Below are 18,174 nucleotides of genomic sequence, written 5' to 3' on the forward strand. Positions count from 1 at the left end.
GTGCATCGCAAGGCGGAGGAGGGAGTCCATGCGGAGCATCGGCGACCGACGACAACGCGGCGAGGCGCGGTGCCAGGCGTCGCGAGCCCGGCATGATCGGCGAGACACCCCCTAGGGACAGTCCGGCATTCGGGCGCCCGGTCAGGCGCCCATGTTGAACTCGGCTGGGTTCGGGCCGAGGCGGCGGCCCTCGTCGAGCGCGGCGATCCCGGCCAGGTCCTCGGCGTCGAGCTCGAAGTCGAAGACGTCGATGTTCTCCCGGATCCGGGACGGCGTCACCGACTTCGGGATCACCACGTTCCCCGTCTGGAGGTGCCAGCGCAGCACCACCTGGGCGGGGGTGCGGTCGTGCTTCTGCGCGATCGCCACGATCGCCGGCACCTCCAGGAGGCCCCGGCCCGAGCCGAGCGGCGACCACGCCTCGGTCGCGATGCCGAGCCGGGCGTGCACCGCGCGGCTCTCGGCCTGCTGGAGCTGCGGGTGCAGCTCGATCTGGTTGACGGCGGGCACGACCTCGGTCTCGCCGATCAGCCGCTCCAGGTGCTCGGGCAGGAAGTTCGACACGCCGATGGCCTTCGCCCGGCCGTCGGCCAGGATCTTCTCGAACGCCTTGTACGTGTCGACGTACGCGTTCTTCGCCGGCACCGGCCAGTGGATCAGGTACAGGTCCACGTACTCGAGGCCGAGCCGGGCGAGGGAGGCGTCGAAGGAGCGCAGCGTCGAGTCGTAGCCCTGCTGGCTGTTCCACAGCTTGGTGGTGACGAACAGCTCCTCGCGGGGCAGGCCCGAGGCGGCCAGCGCCTTGCCGGTGCCCGTCTCGTTCTCGTACGCCGCTGCCGTGTCGATGGAGCGGTAGCCGGCCTCCAGGGCCGTGGCGACGGCCCGCTCGGCCTCGTCGTCCGCGACCTGCCAGACGCCGAAGCCGAGCTGCGGCATCTGCACGCCGTTGTTGAGCTTGAGGAAGGGCACCTTGTTATCCGTGCTCACGAGAGGCGGATCCTTACGTCGTCGGGGTCGTCAGGGGTACTCCTGCCAGCGTCAACGATCACCGTGGTGATCGCATTCCGCAGCGGCGACGATGCGGACGGATCATCGGAACGGATCAGCGGTACAGCGCCTCGACCTCCGCCGCGTACGCCTGCTCGATCGCCTTCCGCTTCAGCTTGAGGGAGGGCGTGAGCAGCCCGTGCTCCTCGCTGAACGGATGCGCCAGGATCCGGAACGTGCGGATCGACTCCGCCTGCGACACCCGGGTGTTCGCCGCCACCACCGCCCGCCGGATCTCCGTCTCCAGGGCCGCGTCGTGCACCAGCTCCGCCGGTGGCAGCGGCGGCCGGTTCTGCATCGACAGCCAGTGCTCCACGGCCTCCTGATCGAGTGTCACCAGGGCGGCGACATAGGGCCGGTCGTTGCCGACCACGATGCACTGCGCCACCAGCGGATGTGCCCGTACCCGCTCCTCCAGGCCGGCCGGCGAGACGCTCTTGCCGCCCGAGGTCACCAGGATCTCCTTCTTCCGCCCGGTGATCGTCAGATAGCCGTCCTCGTCGAGCACGCCCAGGTCGCCGGTGGCCAGCCAGCCGTCGTTCAGGACCGCCTGGGTGGCCTGCGCGTTGTTCAGGTAGTTGGAGAAGATGTGACCGCCGTGCAGCCACACCTCGCCGTCCTCCGCGATGTGCACGGTCGTGCCCGGCACGGGCTGGCCGACCGTCCCGTACTTGGTGCGCTCGGGTGGGTTCGCCGTCGCCGCCGCGGATGACTCCGTCAGGCCGTACCCCTCGTAGATCGTGATGCCCGCGCCCTCGAAGAACAGACCGAGCCGCCGGTCCATCCCCGAGCCGCCCGACATCGCGTGCCGCACCCGGCCGCCGAGCGCCTCGCGGACCTTCACGTACACCGTCTTCTCGAAGAACTGGTGCTGCATCCGCAGCGCGGCCGACGGCCCCGGGCCGATCCCGAACGCCTTGTGCTCCATCGCCTCCGCGTAGCGCACCGCCACGTCCACGGCCTTGTCGAACGGGCCCCGCTTGCCGTCGCCCTCGGCCTTGCGGCGGGCGGCGTGCAAGACCTTCTCGAAGATGTACGGCACGGCGAGCACGAAGCTCGGGCGGAACGCCTGCAGGTCCGGCAGCAGCTCGGCCGCGGCGAGCACCGGCTGGTGCCCCAGCTTCACCCCGCCCCGGATCGCCGCCACCTCCACCATCCGCCCGAAGACGTGGGCGAGCGGCAGGAAGAGCAGGGTGGAGGCCTCGTCACCGGGCTTGGAGCGGAAGACCGGCTCCCAGCGGCCGATCACCATGTCCGACTCGAACATCAGGTTCGAGTGCGTGATCACGCAGCCCTTGGGGCGGCCCGTGGTCCCCGAGGTGTAGATGATCGTCGCCACCGACTCGGGCGTCACCGCCCGCCGGTGCCGGTGCACCACGTCCTCGTCGATCTCCGCGCCCGCCGCGGTCAGCTCGGCGACCGCGCCGTCGCCCGAGTCCAGCTGCCAGAGCCGCTGCAGCCGGGGCAGCCGGTCGATCACCGAACCGATCGTCATCGCGTGGTCCTCGTGCTCCACCACGCACGCCGTCACCTCGGCGTCGTGCAGCATCCACAGCACCTGCTCGGCGGACGACGTCGGATAGACCGGCACCGGCTGGGCGCCCAGCGTCCACAGCGCGAAGTCGAACAGTGTCCACTCGTAGCGGGTGCGCGACATGATCGCGACCCGGTCGCCGAACCGCACTCCCTGCGCGATCAGCCCCTTCGCCAGCGCCAGGACCTCGTCGCGGAACGCGGCCGCAGGCACGTCCCGCCACTGTCCCTCGGCGTCCTTGCGCCCGAGCACGACCCGATCCGGTTCGAGCTCGGCGCGGTCGAACACCACGTCCGCAAGACCGCCGACCTGTGGCGCCGCCTCGACGGGCGGCACGGTGAACTCGCGCACTGGCCTGCTCCCTCGCCCCGCTCGATCTCGCGCTCCGTACGGCGCGGGTGAACCTACCCCACGCCGCAGCCGGACGGGAGGGGCTTCACCAAGCCGCGACATTGCGCGTCGCGGCAGGTCAGCACCGGGAGGCCGGGCAAGAGGGGGCCTCCCGGGGCCCGTTGTGTGACCGCCGGTAAGCCCTGGTGGGAGGGAATCTCCACGGAATCTGTACGGGCTGATCACGGGACGACGCGGCTACGTGCCGGGCGCGCGGCGGCCATGTGTCATGCCGAGGCCCGCCGCGCGGCGGCCATGTGTCGTGCCGGGGTCCGCCTCCCGGAGGCTACGTGTCGTGCCGGGGTCCGCCGCGCGGGCGCTGGAGGCGGTCGCCGCCCGCCAGGATCGCCGCGGCCAGCGCGTCCGCCGCGTCCTGGGTCGTCCCGCGCCGCCGTCCCTTGCGCAGCACGAAGTCGACCGCGCCCAGCTCCGGGAGGCCCGCCCGGGCCGGCAGTTCGACGAGGCCGGGCGGCATCAGGCCCCGGGTGTGGGCCATCACGCCCAGCCCGGCCCGGGCCGCCGCCACGTTGGCGCTCAGGCTCGTGCTCGTACACGCGATCCGCCACGGCCGGCCCTGCGCCTGCAGCGCCTCGAAGGCGCGGGCGCGGCTGATGCCGGGCGGCGGGAAGACGATCAGCGGCACCGGGCGGTCCGGGTCGAGGCGCAGCCGGGGCGCGCCGATCCACACCAGCGTGTCCTGCCAGACCAGCTCCTCGCCGCCCAGCTCCGGCTGGTCGCCGCGCCGCTTGGCCAGGATGAGGTCGAGCCGGCCCGCTTCGAGCCGGGCCTGCAGCGTGCCCGAGAGCTCGACCGTCAGCTCCAGGTCGACCTCCGGGTGCTCGCGCCGGAAGCCCTCCAGGATCTCCGGCAGGCGGGTCGCCACGAAGTCCTCCGACGCGCCGAACCGCAGCCGGCCGCGCAGCCGCGTTCCCGTGAAGAAGGCCGCCGCCCGCTCGTGCGCCTCCAGGATCGAGCGGGCGAAGCCGAGCATCGCCTCGCCGTCCTCGGTCAGCTCCACGCCGTGCGTGTCGCGGACGAACAGGGGCCGGCCGGTCGCCTCCTCCAGGCGCCGCACATGCTGGCTGACCGTCGACTGGCGCAGGCCGAGCCGCCGGGCGGCCTGCGTGAAGCTCAGCGTCTGCGCGACGGCCAGGAAGGTGCGCAGCTGGGTCGGCTCGTACACACCCCGACGATAGCGCCGGAGGGAGTCGTTATCGCGGTTCGTGATGACAGTCAGTGCGCTGTACGGGATTCCCGATCGCCCGGCCGTCCACCACGATGGACGGATGAGCCCCCGTACGTCCGCCCGCCCGCGCCGGTCCCTGCTGCCGTCCTGGCTGCCGATCGACCCGTACATCCTGGCGCTGCTCGCCACGGTCGGTGTCGCCGCGCTCCTGCCGGCCTCCGGGGCGGCGGCGACGGTCGCGAGCGGCGCCTCGACGGGTGCGGTCGCGCTGCTCTTCTTCCTCTACGGGGTACGGCTCTCGACCCGCGAGGCGCTCGACGGCCTGCGGCACTGGCGGCTCCACGTCACCGTCCTGGCCTGCACCTTCCTGCTCTTCCCGGTGCTCGGGCTCGCAGCGCGCGGGCTGGTGCCGACGGTCCTGACCCCGGACCTCTACAACGGATTCCTCTTCCTCTGCCTGGTGCCGTCGACCATCCAGTCCTCGATCGCCTTCACCTCGATCGCCCGCGGCAACGTGCCCGCCGCGATCTGCGCCGGCTCGTTCTCCTCCCTCGCCGGCATCGTCCTCACGCCGCTGCTCGCCGGCCTGCTCCTCGGGCACGGCGCGGGCGGCTTCTCGGCCGACTCGATGCTGAAGATCGTGCTCCAGCTGCTCGCACCGTTCCTCGCCGGGCAGTTCACGCGCCGCTGGGTAGGGGGGTTCGTCACGCGGCACAAGAAGGTCCTCGGTCACGTCGACCGGGGCTCCATCCTGCTCGTCGTCTACACCGCCTTCAGCGAGGGCATGACCCGCGGCGTCTGGCACCTGGTGACCCCGGCCCGGCTCGGGCTGCTGCTCGTCGCCGAGGCGGTGCTGCTCGCCGTGATGCTGGCCCTGACCTGGTACGGCGCCCGTCGCCTCGGCTTCGGCCGCGAGGACCGGATCGCCATCCAGTTCGCCGGCTCCAAGAAGAGCCTGGGCGCCGGCCTCCCCATGGCCAGCATCCTCTTCGGCCCCCAGGCCTCGCTGGCCGTGCTCCCCCTGATGCTCTTCCACCAGATGCAGCTCATGGTCTGTGCGGTGATCGCCCGGCGCCGGGCGCGCGACCCCGAGACGACGGAGCAGGCGGCGACCGTGGTCGCCGAGCCGGTCGTGGCCGAACCGTCGGCGGGGGCCACCTCGGCTGCGTAGGCTCGCCCGCCGCCCGGCCGACCCGCGTCCCCGCCCGCGTATCCCCTGAAAGTCATGTGCACATGCGGGTGTACGGGGCCTGAGCGTGCCTGGGTTGCCGGGGCGCGGCGTCACGGCACCAGGACGACCTTGCCCCGGTTCTCGCGGCGCTCGATGATCGCGTGCGCCTCGCCCGCCCGCTCCAGCGGCACGGTCGCGTGGACGGCGGGCTTCAGGCGTCCGGCGGCGTGCAGCGCCCACAGTTCCTCGCGCCAGGCGGCGTAGTCGGCCGGGCGGCTGCGGACCAGGTGGGCCATCTGGAAGCCGATGACCGACTTGGCGCCGGCGAGCAGGTCGTACGCCTGGACCGTGCCGCCGCCCGAGCTGTACGCGACGAGCCGGCCGCCCGGCGCGAGCGCGGCGACGGCGCGGGGGAGGAGGTCGCCGCCGACGGCGTCGAGGACGACGTCCACCGGCTCGCCCCAGGACTCCTGGTCGTAGTCGACGACCTCGTCGGCGCCGAGCCCGCGCAGGAACGCGGCCTTCCCGGCCGAGCCGGCCGCCGCGACGACCCGGCCCGCGCCGAGCAGCCGGGCGAGCGGGACGGCGAGCTGGCCGACGCCGCTGGCCGCGGCGGTGACCAGGACGGACTCGCCGGGCCGGATGCGGGCCGCGTCCAGGGCGCCTCGGGCGACGAGGCCGCTGCGCACCAGGGAGACGGCGTCGACAGCGCTCGCCCCGGCCGGGACGCGGGAGGCCATGGCGGTGTGGACGAGGGCGAGGTCGGCGTAGCCGTGGCCGAAGCAGATACCGGTGATCCGGTCGCCGACGGCGAACCCGGACCCGGCGGTGTCCGGGCCGAGCGCCTCGATCGTGCCGGCCACCTCGCCGCCGAGCGGCCGGGGCTCGCCACCGGCGCGGACCCGGCGCACCCCGGCCAGGCTCACGCCGATCGCCTCGACCCGGACGAGGAGCTCACCGCTGCCGGGCCGGGGGACGGGTGCCTCCTCGACGAACAGGACCTCGGGCCCACCGTTGACGGAATGAACGACACGCCGCACGGGCGACACCTCCACGCAGGGATTCATCAGACAGGGATTCATCGGACAGGGATTCATCAGGCAGCGACTCATTGGGGTTCCCAACGATCGTCACTCTAGAGCTCGATCGTTGGGGAGTCCAATGGTTATCTGCGGATCGGCGTAGACTTCCGGCCATGGCTGCCGACACCCCTCCCGCCCCCCGCGCCATCGCCGACCTCCCCAGCTGGCTGCTCGGCCGCGCCGCCGCCCGGGGCCGTGGCCTGGTCGCCGCCGCACTCGCCGGCGAGGGCCTGCGCATGTGGCACCACGCCGTGCTCGCCGCCGTCGCCGAACGCGGCCCCATCGCCCAGGCCGCCCTCGGCCGCAGTCTCGCCATCGACCCCAAGGACATGGTCGGCATCCTCAACGACCTCCAGGCCGACGAGCTGGTCACTCGCGCCCCCGATCCCAAGGACCGGCGCAAGAACGCCATCACCGTCACGCCCGACGGACTCGTCCTCCTCGACCGCTGCCGGCGCCTCGCCGCCCGCGCCAACGAGGAACTCCTCGCCCCGCTCGCGGACGACGAGCGCACCCGGTTCCTCGCGCTGCTCCGCCGCATCGCCTTCGAGCCGGAAGGGCCGGAAGGGCCGGGAGGGCCGGAAGCAGCGGACGAGGGCCCCGGCACCAGCCCCGTCGCCGACCCCGGCACCCACCCCGGCGCCTGATCCCGTTGGCGGGATCACATCCCCGCCCGGCCCGCGATGATCATCCGGGCCGATACGGTGCTCCCATGCCCTCACTCGATCCCGGCCGCACCGCGCTCGTCCTCGTCGACCTGATGGAACGCATCGTCGCGCTGCCCCTCGCCCCCCGCCCCGGCACCGACGTCCTCGCCGCCGCCGGCCGGCTCGCGGGCACCTTCCGCGCCGCCGGCGCGCCCGTCGTCCACATCCGGGTCGAACGGCCGGGCGTCGACACCCAGCCGCCCGGCAGCGACCTCGTCGCCGAGCTCGTCCACGACGCCGACGACGTCGTCGTCAAGCGCACCATCGGCGGCTTCCAGGGCACCGGTCTCCACGAGCTGCTCCAGAAGCACGGGGCCACGACGGTCGTGTTCGGCGGCATCGCCACCAACCTCGGCGTCGAGTCCACCGCCCGCGCCGCAGCCGACCACGGCTATGACCTCGTCTTCGCCGAGGACGCCATGACCGCGCTCACCGCCGACGAGCACCAGGCGTCCGTCCAGCTCGACTTCCCGCGCCTCGGCACCGTCAGCACCGCCGACGCGATCACCCTGGACGGCGCCGCGTGACCCGAGTGCCGATACGGTACGGGGCCCGCCCCTGCTCCCTGGTCGTCTGCCGCGGCTGCTGCTGCGGCGACGCCCGTAAGAACCCCGGCCAGGACCACGACGGCCAGCTGACCAGGCTCCGCGCGGCCGCCGCGGCCTCCGGCGGCCGGCTGATCGTCCGTACCAGCGACTGCCTCGGACCCTGCGCCCAGGCCAACGTCCTGGTCGTGCAGCCGTCCACCGAGGGACGGCGCAGGGGTGGCCGGGCCGCCTGGATAGGCTGGAGCGCCGACGCGGACTGCCTCGACGAGGTCCTCGCCTGGACCGAGGCCGGCGGCCCCGGCATCGCCCCGCCCCCGGCCACCCTCGAACTCCAGATGATCGACCCGCCGAAGAACTAGCGGATCTCCGCCGCCTCCAGATCGATCCGGTGCTCGCCCGCGTACACGTTCATGTCGTGCCCGCGCAGGAAACCGACCAGCGTCAGACCCGTCTCCGCCGCCAGGTCCACCGCCAGCGAGGACGGCGCCGACACCGCCGCGAGCACCGGAACGCCCGCCATCACCGCCTTCTGCGCCAGCTCGAACGAGGCCCGCCCCGACACGAGCAGCACCGCCCGCTCCAGCGGCAGCAGCCCCTCCCGCAGCGCCCGTCCGACCAGCTTGTCGACGGCGTTGTGCCGGCCCACGTCCTCGCGTACGTCGAGCAGTTCGCCGTCCTCCGAGAACAGCGCCGCCGCGTGCAGCCCGCCGGTCCGGTCGAACACCCGCTGCGCCGCCCGCAGCCGGTCCGGCAGCCCGGCGAGCAGCCCGGGCGTCAGCCGCAGCGGGGGAGTGTCGGCGATCGGGAAGCGGGCCGTCGTGCGCACCGCGTCCAGGCTCGCCTTGCCGCACAGGCCGCAGGACGACGTCGTGTAGACGTTCCGCTCCAGCGTGATGTCGGGGACGACGACCTCCGGAGCGAGTCTGACGTCCACCACGTTGTACGTGTTCGTGCCGTCGTCCTTGGCGCCCGCGCAGTACACGATGTTCCGCACGTCCGAGGCGGCCGCGAGCACGCCCTCGCTCACCAGGAACCCGGCCGCGAGCGCGAAGTCGTCGCCGGGCGTGCGCATGGTGATGGCGATCGGCCTGCCGTTCAGCCGGATCTCCAGCGGCTCCTCCGCCACCAGGGTGTCCGGACGGGAGCTCACCGCCCCGCCGCGGATGCGCACGACACGCCGTCGCTCGGTGACCCGTCCCATGTGACCGCACTCGTTTCTCTCGCCGGTGGTCTGACCGGCCCATTCTCCTCTTGTCACGGTCGGACAGGCAGTCCGGGCGAATCTTGGTGGTTTACGTCACCTGTTACCCATCAGTCGCTGGCGAGACTGGGTGGTCCTGCCAGGCGTGACCCGGCGGGGAACGAAGAAACGAACCAGCAAGGGGGCCCCGGGCATGACGGGCACACGAATCGCCGCGCTCGGGCACTACCAGCCCGCGAAGGTACTCACCAACGACGACCTGGCCGCCCTCGTCGACACCAGCGACGAGTGGATCACCAGCCGGGTCGGCATCCGCACCCGGCACGTCGCCGGGCCCGAGGAGCCCGTCGACGAGCTCGCCGCGCACGCCGCCGGCAAGGCCCTCGCCACCGCCGGGCTCGGCGCCTCCGACATCGACCTGGTGCTCGTCGCCACCTCCACCGCGATCGACCGCTCGCCGAACACCGCCGCCCGCGTCGCCGCCCGCCTCGGCATGGCCTCGCCCGCGACCATGGACCTCAACGTGGTCTGCGCCGGCTTCACCCACGCCCTCGCCACCGCCGACCACGCGATCCGCGCCGGCGCCGCCCGGCGCGCCCTCGTCATCGGCGCCGACAAGATGACCGACGTCACCGACTGGACCGACCGCACCACGTGCGTCCTCACCGGCGACGGCGCCGGTGCGGCGGTCGTCGAGGCCACGGAGACCGACACCGGCGCGATCGGCCCCGTCCTGTGGGGTTCGGTCCCCGAGATGGGCCACGCCGTCCGCATCGAGGGCACCCCGCCGCGCTTCGCCCAGGAGGGCCAGGCCGTCTACCGCTGGGCCACCCACAAGCTCCCCGCCCTCGCCCGCCAGGTCTGCGAGCGCTCCGGCATCGCCCCCGAGGAGCTGGCCGGCGTCGTCCTCCACCAGGCCAACCTGCGGATCGTCGAGCCGCTCGCCGCGAAGATCGGCGCGGTCAACGCCGTCGTCGCCCGCGACGTCGTCGAGTCCGGCAACACCTCCGCCGCCTCCGTACCGCTCGCCCTGGCCAAGCTGGTCGAGCGCGGCGAACTCCCCTCCGGCGGCCCGGTCCTCCTCTTCGGCTTCGGCGGCAACCTCTCGTACGCGGGCCAGGTCGTCCGCGTTCCGTAGCCGCCGCGACTCCTCCGGCGCGCCGTGCCCCGTTCGGCGGAGAGCGGTGGCGGGGCGACCCGGGCGCGCCTAGCTTCGATCGCGGCGAGGGTCGTGTCCCGGCCCCTCAGCGGAAACGCTCCGCGCCCGCCCTCGCGTGATCTGGAGGACCGCCATGCGCGCGATACGTGCCGCCGTCTCCGCAGCCCTGCTCGCCCCCGTGGCCCTCGTCGCCCTGGCGGCGCCCGTCGCCCTGGCGGAGGACGGCGGCCCGGGTCTCGGCCCGGGTCTCGGCCCGGTCGGCGGTCCCGGCGGCGGTTTCCCGGAGAACGACGGCGGCCTTCCGGACAACGGGGCCGGCCTGCCGTGGAACGACGGTGGCCTTCCGCAGAAAGACGGCGGCCTGCCGCGGAACGACGGCGGGTCGGGGCACGGCATCACCTCCTTCGGCTTCTCCGTGACCCCCCAGACGGTCGCCCCCGGCGGCACCGTCACGCTCAAGTCCGACGGCTGCGAGGTGCCGACGGTCACCGTCACCTCCGGGGTCTTCGACACCGTCACCCTCACCGAGGGTCGCCAGGGCACCGCCACCGTCGACGTCGACGCCAAGGCCGGCGCCCAGTACGAGATCACCTTCGACTGCAAGGGCGAACGCGGCACCACCACCCTCACCATCGCCGCCGACGGCCACCAGGACGGCGGCCGCACCGGCGCCCACGAGACCGGGGCCCACGAGACCGAGGCCCACAAGGGTGTGAAGGCCGGCTTCGGCGCCGCCGGCGTCGGCACCGCCGAGATGGTCACGGGCGGCGTGCTCATCGTCGGCGCGCTCGGCGCCGCGGTGGTCCTGATGCGCCGCCGAGAGATGAACCGCGGGGCCTAGGCGACGCGCCGATCAGACAGCTCCTCCGCCCCCGGTGTGACGAGGACCGGAGCGGAGGAGCGCCGTTCAACGAGGAGAGGGCGGGACGCACGTGCAGGGGTCGAACGGGCCGGGTCGGCGCGGCGCGTGGGGCGTCGTCGCCGTCGTCCTCCTGGTGGGCGTGCACCTCGTCCGCGGCGGCGCGGGGGAGTGGCCCGCCGACGGGCCCCCACAGCCGCCGCCCGCCGCCGCCCCGGCCCAGGCCCCGGCCGGCGCCACGGCCGCCCCCGGCGCGCTGCCCGCGTCCCCGCCCGTACGGGTCCGGGTGCCGGCCCTCCGCGTCGACGCGTCCGTGGTCCGGGTGGGCCTGGACGCCGACGGCTGGATCGAGGCCCCCTCCCCGTACGACCCCCGTCTCGCCGGCTGGTTCACCGGCGCCGTCACCCCCGGCGAACGCGGCACCGCGGTCGTCGTCGGCCACGTCGACACACCGGGCGGCCGGGCCGTCTTCTACGACCTCGGCGCGCTCGCCCGCGGACAGCGCGTCGAGATCGCGCGCGCCGACGGGCGGACGGCGGTCTTCACGGTGTACGGCATCGAGGTCGTCCCCAAGGAGGGCTTCCCCGCCCGGCGCGTCTACGGCTCCACCGGCAGCCCGGAACTGCGCCTGATCACCTGCGGCGGCCCGTACGCGGAGGACGGCGGCTACACCGGCAACGTGGTCGTCTCGGCCCGGCTGACCTCGGTGCTCGCCTAGCGCTCCCTCGCCCTCCCCGTCGAGTACGCGACCTCTACGACGTGTACGACGTGTACGCGGACGGCCACACCCTGTACGCCCGGCGGGACAGTCAGGAGTGGATCAAGGACAACAAGGCCGTCGCACCCCACTGACCACGGAAAACGCTGGTGAAAGCAGCCTCGAACCCCTGGTAGAGTTATCCATGTCGCCGCGGGGAACGCCCCGGGACGGCAGACACCCGGTCCGGGTGGCGGAATGGCAGACGCGCTAGCTTGAGGTGCTAGTGCCCTTTATCGGGCGTGGGGGTTCAAGTCCCCCCTCGGACACCAGCCGGAAGGCCCCTGACGAAAGTCAGGGGCCTTCCGCGTTTTCCCGCTGGGTCACCACGGGATGTACATCCGGTTCCAGGGGCCCAGGAAGCTCACGATGGCGATGCCCCACAGGGCGGCCGCGCCCGCCAGCAGCCCGGTGGCCGTCGGCACGCCCGCGCTCCGCCCCCGCACCCGCGCGGCGATCCGTCCGCACACGGCGCCCGCGAGCGGCAGCCCCGCGACGATCAGGGCAGTCCGTTCGAACGCGAGGCGGGTCCGGTGGTTCGCCGTCCCGTCGTAGCCCGGGTGGGCGAGTGCTTCCTGGGCGGCCCACCAGACCCCGAGAGCCGGCGGCAGCAGGAGGACGACGGTCAGCACCAGCAGGACGACGACTCGGCGGCGCCGGGCGGGTCTCGTGCGAGGTTGCGTCACGCGAGCATCATGATCGACGTCCTGCCGCCCGTCCATGCCACGCGCTCTCACTCCAGGGGCCTGCGCGCCACCACCAGCCGGCACCGCGGGCTTCCGTCCTCCCGGTACCCCAGTGAACGGACCGGCAGCAGTTCCACCCCGAAGCCCGCGCCCTCCAGGCGGGCGCGCACGTCGGCGAGGCGGAAGGTGCGGTAGTACATGACGAACGGGGGCCGCCACACGGCGTTGCGCAGGCGCATCGCCGCGTCGAAGCCCCAGAGCGTCCAGTACGGGGCCGAGCCCACGGGCGGCGGGGCCGGGAGGGGGAAGGCGAAGGTGCCGCCGGGGCGCAGGGAGGCGTGGACCTGGGCGAAGAGGGCGCGCTGCTCGGCGGGGCGGAAGTGGCCGAAGGCGCCGAAGCTGACCGCGAGGTCGAAGACCGGCGCGAAGGGAAGGGCCAGGGCGTCGGCGCGGACCAGGGTCGCGTCCGGGTGGGCACGGCGGGCCTCGGCGAGCATGCCGGAGCTGAAGTCGACGCCGGCGGTCAGACCCGCGCACACCGAGCGCAGCACCGCGAACCCGGCGCCCGTGCCGCAGCAGACGTCGAGGCCCGAGCCGAACGGCCCGAGCGGCTCCAGGGTCTCGGCGACAGCCGAGAGCAGCCGGTCCGAGGTGCGGAACGGAGTCTCGTCGAACTTGGCCGCGAGCAGGTCGTAGCCGTGCTCGACCGAGGACAGCGCCTGACGGGTCAGCTCGCGGAGCGTGGGTCCCTCGGGGGAGAACATGCCCCCGACCCTACGGCTTGCGACAGCTGTCCGGTTCAGAGCGCGCTGCGCACCTGCGGCGGCGGCACGCTCCACGACGGCGCGATACCGGTCAGCTGGCAGATCAGCAGATAGAGCGGGATGGGCGGGGTGTACGGCGAACCGCCGTCGGGGTGGTGGATCAGCCGGGGCCCGCGGTCGGGGATCACGGCCCCGGAGGCGTAACAGGCGGGCAGCGGCCAGGTCAGGTCGGCGTCGGAGCCGGCCGGGACCAGCCACCACCACCAGTCGCTGTCCGCGTAGACGCAGCCCTTGGCGGGCAGCCGGGACAGGATGCGGAAGCCGTAGCGGGCGGGGACGCCGACGGCGTCGCAGCCCAGGGTGGCCGGGAGGTCGACGGGGACGCGCAGCCGGGTCTCGCCGGCGGGCGCGGGGGAGAGGGGCCGGCCGGACCCGGAGCCGTTCTCGGGGCCGGGGCCCCTGCGGGCGCGCGGGAGCAGCAGCGTCGCCATGGACCTCAGCACGGCTCTCCCATGCCGTGCGCGAGTTCCGCCCAGACGATCTGCGCCGTGCCGTGCCCGGTGCGGTCCGCGCCCCACGCGCTGCACAGCGCGTCGACCAGGATGAGCCCGCGGCCGCGCTCCTCCTCGCCGCACACGCGCATCCGCGGCCCGGCGGGGCCGCCCTCGTCGCGCACGGATATCCGCAGCCGGTCCTCGCCCTCGCGCAGCTCGCACACGACGCGGCTGCTCGCGGTGTGCACGACGGCGTTGGTGACGAGTTCGGAGACGACGAGCGCGACGGTGTCGCGTATGTCCGCGCCGCAGCCCCACAGGATGAGCCGTTCCTCGGCGAGCCGCCGGGCCCGGGCGACCGACTCGGTGCGCGCGGCCAGTTCGAAGGCGAAGCGGCGTTCGTCGACGTGCGGGGTCCGGGGCCGTGTGCGCTGGTTCATGACGCGGGAGCTCATGACACCTGAAGCGTGCGCGTTACCAGAAGCCACGACCGGATCCTCACAACTGTGGGCAGGAGTGCCGTACCCATACCGGCGTGGCGAATCGCACGTCGGCATGCGTACTGGTTCACCCGAATACTGTGCTCCCGACTCGGACACTTGGCAAGTGGCACTCTGAAAATTGCAGAGTGCTGTGTTCTCTCTGGCCGGGTTCGTGGCACACTCTCCTCGAAATCAGCGCGTCCGGGAGGTCTTCAGAGTGAGCGAGCCGCGGTCCGCCCCCACGGTGGGACAGGTCGTCCTCGGCAAGCGGCTGCAGGATCTGCGCGAGCGGGCCGGCCTCAAGCGGGAAGAGGCCGCCAAGATCCTGCGGGTGGCTCCGGCCACGATCCGGCGCATGGAGACGGCCGAGGTCGCGCTGAAGATCCCGTACGTACAGCTGCTGCTGAAGGCGTACGGCATCCCGGACTCCGAGGCCGAGGGCTTCGTCGCCCTCGCGGAGGAGGCCAACCTCCCCGGCTGGTGGCAGCGGTTCCACGACGTGCTGCCCGGCTGGTTCTCGATGTACGTCAGCCTGGAGGGGGCCGCGAGCCTCATCCGGGCCTACGAACCCCAGTTCGTCCCCGGTCTGCTGCAGACCGCGGACTACGCCCGCGCCATTCTGCGCAGCGGGGCCGTCGGCGGCAGAAATGCCGAGGAATCTCAGGAGACCGAACGCCACGTAGCCCTCCGCATGGAGCGCCAGTCCCTGCTGACCAGGGAGGACGCGCCCAAGTTCTGGGTGATCATGGACGAGACGGTCTTCCGCCGACCGGTCGGTGACGGGCCCGAAGTGATGCGCGCTCAGCTCGACCGGCTGCTCGAAGCGTCGGAGCTGCCGAACGTCACCCTGCAGATCGCGGAGTTCGCGTCCGGCCACCACCCCGGCACCTACGGACCGTTCGTCCTCTTCCGGTTCGCCATGCCCGAACTCCCGGACATGGTCTACAGCGAGTACCTGACCGGCGCCGTCTATCTCGACGCGCGCCCGGAGGTGGCCTCCCACCTGGAGGTCATGGACCGGATGGCGGCCCAGGCCGCGACTGCACAACGCACGAAGGAGATTCTCCGGAATCTCCGCAAGGAGCTGTGAATGAATCGCATATACAACGGCATGCCCGCCGCAGAGCTCGGTGCCGAAGGCTGGCACAAGCCGTGGAGCGGCGGGAACGGGGGCAACTGCGTCGAGGCCATGAAGCTGGCCGACGGCCGGGTCGCCGTGCGACAGTCCGCAGACCCGGAAGGACCCGCGCTCATCTACACCCACGGAGAGATCGCCGCGTTCATCCAGGGGGCGAAATCCGGTCAGGCTGACTTCCTGCTCACCTGAACCCTTCCGTCTCGCCTCTCCCATCGCGTAACACTTGCACCAAGCGCCACCGTTCGACCCGCCGAGGAGAGCCGATGACCCCCCAGGACCCCGTGCACATCGACACCAGCAAGCCGCATCCCGCGCGGATGTACGACTGGTTCCTGGGCGGCAAGGACAACTATCCCGTCGACGAGGAGATGGCCCGCCAGCTGCTCACCGTCGACGCCCGCGGCCGGGACATGGCCCGGGTCAACCGGGCCTTCATGCACCGCGCCATCCGCTGGCTCAGCGCCCACGGCGTCCGCCAGTTCCTGGACATCGGCACCGGCATCCCGACCGAGCCCAACCTGCACCAGATCGCGCAGCAGGCCGCTCCGGAGGCCCGGATCGTCTACTGCGACAACGACCCGATCGTGCTCGCGCACGCGGCCGCCCTGTTGCGCTCGACCCCCGAAGGGGCCACCGAGTACATCCAGGCGGACGCCCGCGACCCGGAGCTCATCCTTGAAAGGGCCGGAAAAGTCCTTGACTTCAGTCAGCCCATCGCCCTGTCGATGCTCGCGCTGCTGCACTTCATCGGCGACGAGGACGGCGCGGAGGAACTGGTCGCCAAGCTCGTCGACAAGCTCGCCCCGGGCAGCTACCTGGTCCTCTCGCACGTCACCGGGGACTTCGACCCCGAGGGCGCGGCGCGGGCGGCCGCCATGTACAAGGCGCGCGGCCTGACCCTGCGGCCCCGCTCCCGGGACGAGCTGGCCGCCTTCTTCGACGGACTTGACCTGGTCGAGCCGGGCGTCTCGCTCACCGCCGAGTGGCACCCGGAGCTGGGCGAGCCCGTCCCGGTCCAGGGCGACGACCCGATTCCCGGCTGGGCGGCGGTCGGCCGCAAGCGCTGATCCCGGTCCCGTACGCCGAAGGGCCCCGCCGATCCGACGGCGGGGCCCTTCGGCGTACCTACGGCCTTTCCAGGGTCACCAGGAAGCCGTGCGCCGGGCCGACGTTCCCCGCCGCGTCGACCGTGCGGTACTCGACCGTGTGGGTGCCGTAGTCGGGCGTCGCGTCGTCCCACGGCACCGCCCGGCTGCGGCCCAGCTTGCCGTAGACGAGGTCGTCGATCACCGTGCCCGAGGGCGAGAAGCGGAACGGCGCCGCCGCGTCCGTCGGCCAGCCGTAGTACGTGTACCAGCCGTCGCCGTCCACCCGGAACTGGCTCACCACGGCGCCCTTCCGGTCGTCCCGCGCGGTCAGCCGCATCGTGAACGCGGCGTCGTAGACGTACTCGACGGGCCGGCCCGGCCGGTGCACCGTGCGCAACGGCTTCGACAGCTCGTACGACGCCGAGGCCGGCGCCGCGTCCACCAGCCACGTCAACTCCCGGCCCGTACCCGGGATCCGGGCGGTCAGGGTGTGCGTGCCGGGGGAGAGGCGCAGTGAACCCAGATCCAGGTCACGGTCGTTGCCCGGGTTCGGCACCGTGCGGCCGTCGAGCTTCCAGCGCACGGCGAGGGTCCGGCGCACCGGATGGGTGGTGTCGGCGTGGACCACGGAACGCGCGCCGACCGGGACCGCGGTCGGCGTGTGCCCGGTGAACTCCGGCTCGGCAGCTGGGGTTTCGGGCGTAGGGGTCAGCATCGGGTCGACGGTCCAGCTCACGGTGCGGGTCAGGGCCGCCGAGGCGCGCACGGCGGGGTCGCGGACGAACGGGGTCGGGTCGGTGACGGTCGCCGTCAGCGTGTGCGTACGCCCCGGGGCCGGGTCGCCGAGGTCCAGGCCGCGCAGGTCGACCGTCCGCGCGCCACCGGTGCGCAGCACACGGCCGTCGAGCCGCCATTCCACGGCCAGTTCACCGCCCAGCGGATGCATGGTGTCCACCCACACCGTCCGGTCGGCCCCGATCGGCGCCGCGTTCGGGGTGTGGTCCTGGACCAGGTCCACCTTGGCCGAGATCGCCCGCACCATGACCTCGCGCTCCACCTGGTCGAAGGCGTAGCCCAGCGTCTTCATCATGGAGTGCCGGCTGGGCCGCCAGACGCCCTTGGTGGTGTAGAGGCCGCCCTCGTAGCGGCCGATGACCCCGCCGGACTCGCTCGGCTCGCCCAGCCAGCGCCACCACTTGGCCTGCTGCCCGCGCATCTGCTCCTCCGTCAGGAGCGTGTGGTGGACGGAGGACGGCTCGCCGCCCTCGTACGTGCCGCCGGGGGTCCCGCGGCCGTAGTAGTCGTACTCGTCCTGGAGGCCGCCCAGCGAATGGCCGATCTCGTGCGGGGTGATCAGCGCCGACAGGGCGTTGCCGCCGGACGCGGTCGCGTAACTGCCGCCCGCCCCGCCGTAGGTGGAGCTGTTGGCGAGCGCCACGATCTGCCGGTTGGCGCGACCGGTGCCGGGCACCAGGTCGGCGTACCCGGCGGCCTTGCCGCTGTCGACCGTGAGCAGCCGCTGCACACTGCCCGGGTTGCAGCCGCCCCAGAACCCCATGTCGAGCGCGGTGTCCCGGGCCGGCGCGTCGAGCCCCGGATCGCAGTCCACGCCCGAGTCCTTCGACGGCACCTCCACCGCCCACACGTTGATGTACGAGCGGTAGGAGGCGAACGGCTCGACGCTCCACAGCATGCTCAGATGCCGCTCCACGTCCGCCCGGAACTTCGGCAGCTCCGCCGCCGTGTACCCGTCGCCGAGCAGCACCAGGTTGAACCGCTTCTGCGCCGGACCCGTGATCTGGACGGGCACGACGGCGGCCCCGCCGGCCTCGGCACGGGCCGGAGTGCCGACGGCCGCGGTCCCCGTGGTCACGAGTCCCG

19 protein-coding genes, 1 tRNA gene and 1 pseudogene are annotated in these 18,174 nt (G+C 73.0%); 11 read left to right on the forward strand and 10 right to left on the reverse strand.

Annotated features, from left to right (window positions below; genetic code table 11):
* Positions 1-141: 141 nt before the first annotated feature.
* From ACIRSU_RS06885 to ACIRSU_RS06895, 3 genes are all read right to left on the reverse strand, one after another.
* On the reverse strand, positions 142-936 hold the full coding sequence (locus ACIRSU_RS06885; protein ID WP_403790199.1) for an aldo/keto reductase: 795 nt from the start codon (positions 934-936) through the stop codon (positions 142-144).
* A gap of 166 nt (positions 937-1,102) precedes the next feature.
* Entirely contained in the window at positions 1,103-2,932 is a 1,830-nt protein-coding gene (locus ACIRSU_RS06890; protein WP_403789660.1) for an AMP-dependent synthetase/ligase, read from the reverse strand.
* Positions 2,933-3,257: 325 nt separating this feature from the next.
* The gene (locus tag ACIRSU_RS06895; protein WP_403789661.1) at positions 3,258-4,154 is read right to left on the reverse strand and encodes a LysR substrate-binding domain-containing protein; all 897 of its coding nucleotides are present in this window, start codon (positions 4,152-4,154) and stop codon (positions 3,258-3,260) included.
* Positions 4,155-4,257: 103 nt separating this feature from the next.
* Between ACIRSU_RS06895 and ACIRSU_RS06900 the strand changes: the two genes are divergently transcribed.
* On the forward strand, positions 4,258-5,328 hold the full coding sequence (locus tag ACIRSU_RS06900) for a bile acid:sodium symporter family protein (RefSeq protein ID WP_403789662.1): 1,071 nt from the start codon (positions 4,258-4,260) through the stop codon (positions 5,326-5,328).
* A gap of 110 nt (positions 5,329-5,438) precedes the next feature.
* On the opposite strand, the gene ACIRSU_RS06905 is transcribed toward ACIRSU_RS06900, so the two are convergent.
* The gene (locus ACIRSU_RS06905) at positions 5,439-6,368 is read right to left on the reverse strand and encodes a zinc-binding alcohol dehydrogenase family protein (RefSeq protein ID WP_403789663.1); all 930 of its coding nucleotides are present in this window, start codon (positions 6,366-6,368) and stop codon (positions 5,439-5,441) included.
* A 155-nt stretch (positions 6,369-6,523) separates the two neighbouring features.
* On the opposite strand from ACIRSU_RS06905, the pseudogene ACIRSU_RS06910 reads away from it, so the two are divergent.
* From ACIRSU_RS06910 to ACIRSU_RS06920, 3 genes and pseudogenes are all read left to right on the forward strand, one after another.
* A pseudogene (locus ACIRSU_RS06910) lies at positions 6,524-6,967 on the forward strand (MarR family winged helix-turn-helix transcriptional regulator); the annotation flags it as partial.
* 155 nt (positions 6,968-7,122) lie between these two features.
* Positions 7,123-7,644 carry an isochorismatase family protein gene (locus tag ACIRSU_RS06915; protein WP_403789664.1) on the forward strand — a complete coding sequence of 174 codons (522 nt, stop codon included), beginning with the start codon at positions 7,123-7,125 and terminating at the stop codon, positions 7,642-7,644.
* Positions 7,641-8,024 (forward strand): (2Fe-2S) ferredoxin domain-containing protein, encoded by a 384-nt coding sequence (locus ACIRSU_RS06920; RefSeq protein WP_403789665.1) that lies wholly within the window; start codon positions 7,641-7,643, stop codon positions 8,022-8,024. Before ACIRSU_RS06915 ends, ACIRSU_RS06920 begins: the two co-directional genes overlap by 4 nt.
* Here ACIRSU_RS06920 and fdhD read toward each other — a convergent pair.
* Positions 8,021-8,866 carry a formate dehydrogenase accessory sulfurtransferase FdhD gene (fdhD, locus tag ACIRSU_RS06925; RefSeq protein ID WP_403789666.1) on the reverse strand — a complete coding sequence of 282 codons (846 nt, stop codon included), beginning with the start codon at positions 8,864-8,866 and terminating at the stop codon, positions 8,021-8,023. The genes ACIRSU_RS06920 and fdhD overlap by 4 nt on opposite strands.
* Before the next feature lie 193 nt (positions 8,867-9,059).
* On the opposite strand from fdhD, the gene ACIRSU_RS06930 reads away from it, so the two are divergent.
* The 4 genes from ACIRSU_RS06930 (at position 9,060) to ACIRSU_RS06945 (ending at position 11,913) form a co-directional block, all read left to right on the forward strand.
* Positions 9,060-10,004 carry a beta-ketoacyl-ACP synthase III gene (locus tag ACIRSU_RS06930; RefSeq protein ID WP_403789667.1) on the forward strand — a complete coding sequence of 315 codons (945 nt, stop codon included), beginning with the start codon at positions 9,060-9,062 and terminating at the stop codon, positions 10,002-10,004.
* A 154-nt stretch (positions 10,005-10,158) separates the two neighbouring features.
* The gene (locus ACIRSU_RS06935) at positions 10,159-10,866 is read left to right on the forward strand and encodes a hypothetical protein (RefSeq protein ID WP_403789668.1); all 708 of its coding nucleotides are present in this window, start codon (positions 10,159-10,161) and stop codon (positions 10,864-10,866) included.
* A 91-nt stretch (positions 10,867-10,957) separates the two neighbouring features.
* On the forward strand, positions 10,958-11,602 hold the full coding sequence (locus tag ACIRSU_RS06940) for a class F sortase (RefSeq protein WP_403789669.1): 645 nt from the start codon (positions 10,958-10,960) through the stop codon (positions 11,600-11,602).
* Between the two features lie 223 nt (positions 11,603-11,825).
* Positions 11,826-11,913: transfer RNA gene (locus tag ACIRSU_RS06945), tRNA-Leu, on the forward strand.
* A gap of 51 nt (positions 11,914-11,964) precedes the next feature.
* Here ACIRSU_RS06945 and ACIRSU_RS06950 read toward each other — a convergent pair.
* The 4 genes from ACIRSU_RS06950 to ACIRSU_RS06965 are packed head-to-tail and all read right to left on the reverse strand — an operon-like array spanning position 11,965 to position 14,025.
* Positions 11,965-12,327 (reverse strand): hypothetical protein, encoded by a 363-nt coding sequence (locus tag ACIRSU_RS06950; protein WP_403789670.1) that lies wholly within the window; start codon positions 12,325-12,327, stop codon positions 11,965-11,967.
* A gap of 47 nt (positions 12,328-12,374) precedes the next feature.
* Entirely contained in the window at positions 12,375-13,091 is a 717-nt protein-coding gene (locus ACIRSU_RS06955; RefSeq protein WP_403789671.1) for a class I SAM-dependent methyltransferase, read from the reverse strand.
* Between the two features lie 35 nt (positions 13,092-13,126).
* Positions 13,127-13,582 (reverse strand): hypothetical protein, encoded by a 456-nt coding sequence (locus tag ACIRSU_RS06960; RefSeq protein WP_403789672.1) that lies wholly within the window; start codon positions 13,580-13,582, stop codon positions 13,127-13,129.
* A 5-nt stretch (positions 13,583-13,587) separates the two neighbouring features.
* Positions 13,588-14,025: an ATP-binding protein gene (locus ACIRSU_RS06965; RefSeq protein WP_403789673.1), complete on the reverse strand. Its 438-nt coding sequence runs from the start codon at positions 14,023-14,025 to the stop codon at positions 13,588-13,590.
* 259 nt (positions 14,026-14,284) lie between these two features.
* On the opposite strand from ACIRSU_RS06965, the gene ACIRSU_RS06970 reads away from it, so the two are divergent.
* From ACIRSU_RS06970 to ACIRSU_RS06980, 3 genes are all read left to right on the forward strand, one after another.
* Complete coding sequence (locus tag ACIRSU_RS06970; RefSeq protein ID WP_403789674.1) at positions 14,285-15,157, forward strand: helix-turn-helix domain-containing protein; 873 nt, start codon at positions 14,285-14,287, stop codon at positions 15,155-15,157.
* On the forward strand, positions 15,158-15,394 hold the full coding sequence (locus ACIRSU_RS06975; RefSeq protein ID WP_399726047.1) for a DUF397 domain-containing protein: 237 nt from the start codon (positions 15,158-15,160) through the stop codon (positions 15,392-15,394).
* Between the two features lie 74 nt (positions 15,395-15,468).
* A complete protein-coding gene (locus tag ACIRSU_RS06980; protein WP_403789675.1) occupies positions 15,469-16,272 on the forward strand; it encodes an SAM-dependent methyltransferase in 804 nt (267 codons plus the stop codon).
* 58 nt (positions 16,273-16,330) lie between these two features.
* Here ACIRSU_RS06980 and ACIRSU_RS06985 read toward each other — a convergent pair whose 3' ends face one another.
* Entirely contained in the window at positions 16,331-18,166 is a 1,836-nt protein-coding gene (locus tag ACIRSU_RS06985) for a M64 family metallopeptidase (RefSeq protein ID WP_403789676.1), read from the reverse strand.
* Between the last annotated feature and the right edge of the window lie 8 nt (positions 18,167-18,174).

Origin of the sequence: Streptomyces sp. NPDC101160 (genome assembly GCF_044768205.1) — a bacterium.
Taxonomy (GTDB): domain Bacteria; phylum Actinomycetota; class Actinomycetes; order Streptomycetales; family Streptomycetaceae; genus Streptomyces.

Coding starts and splice junctions, on each gene's coding strand:
- ACIRSU_RS06885 (WP_403790199.1), bottom strand. CDS start 936: ATGCCGCAGCTCGGCTTCGGCGTCTGGCAGGTCGCGGACGACGAGGCC.
- ACIRSU_RS06900 (WP_403789662.1), top strand. CDS start 4,258: ATGAGCCCCCGTACGTCCGCCCGCCCGCGCCGGTCCCTGCTGCCGTCC.
- ACIRSU_RS06915 (WP_403789664.1), top strand. CDS start 7,123: ATGCCCTCACTCGATCCCGGCCGCACCGCGCTCGTCCTCGTCGACCTG.
- fdhD (WP_403789666.1), bottom strand. CDS start 8,866: ATGGGACGGGTCACCGAGCGACGGCGTGTCGTGCGCATCCGCGGCGGG.
- ACIRSU_RS06930 (WP_403789667.1), top strand. CDS start 9,060: ATGACGGGCACACGAATCGCCGCGCTCGGGCACTACCAGCCCGCGAAG.
- ACIRSU_RS06935 (WP_403789668.1), top strand. CDS start 10,159: ATGCGCGCGATACGTGCCGCCGTCTCCGCAGCCCTGCTCGCCCCCGTG.
- ACIRSU_RS06955 (WP_403789671.1), bottom strand. CDS start 13,091: ATGTTCTCCCCCGAGGGACCCACGCTCCGCGAGCTGACCCGTCAGGCG.
- ACIRSU_RS06960 (WP_403789672.1), bottom strand. CDS start 13,582: ATGGCGACGCTGCTGCTCCCGCGCGCCCGCAGGGGCCCCGGCCCCGAG.
- ACIRSU_RS06965 (WP_403789673.1), bottom strand. CDS start 14,025: ATGAACCAGCGCACACGGCCCCGGACCCCGCACGTCGACGAACGCCGC.
- ACIRSU_RS06975 (WP_399726047.1), top strand. CDS start 15,158: ATGAATCGCATATACAACGGCATGCCCGCCGCAGAGCTCGGTGCCGAA.
- ACIRSU_RS06980 (WP_403789675.1), top strand. CDS start 15,469: ATGACCCCCCAGGACCCCGTGCACATCGACACCAGCAAGCCGCATCCC.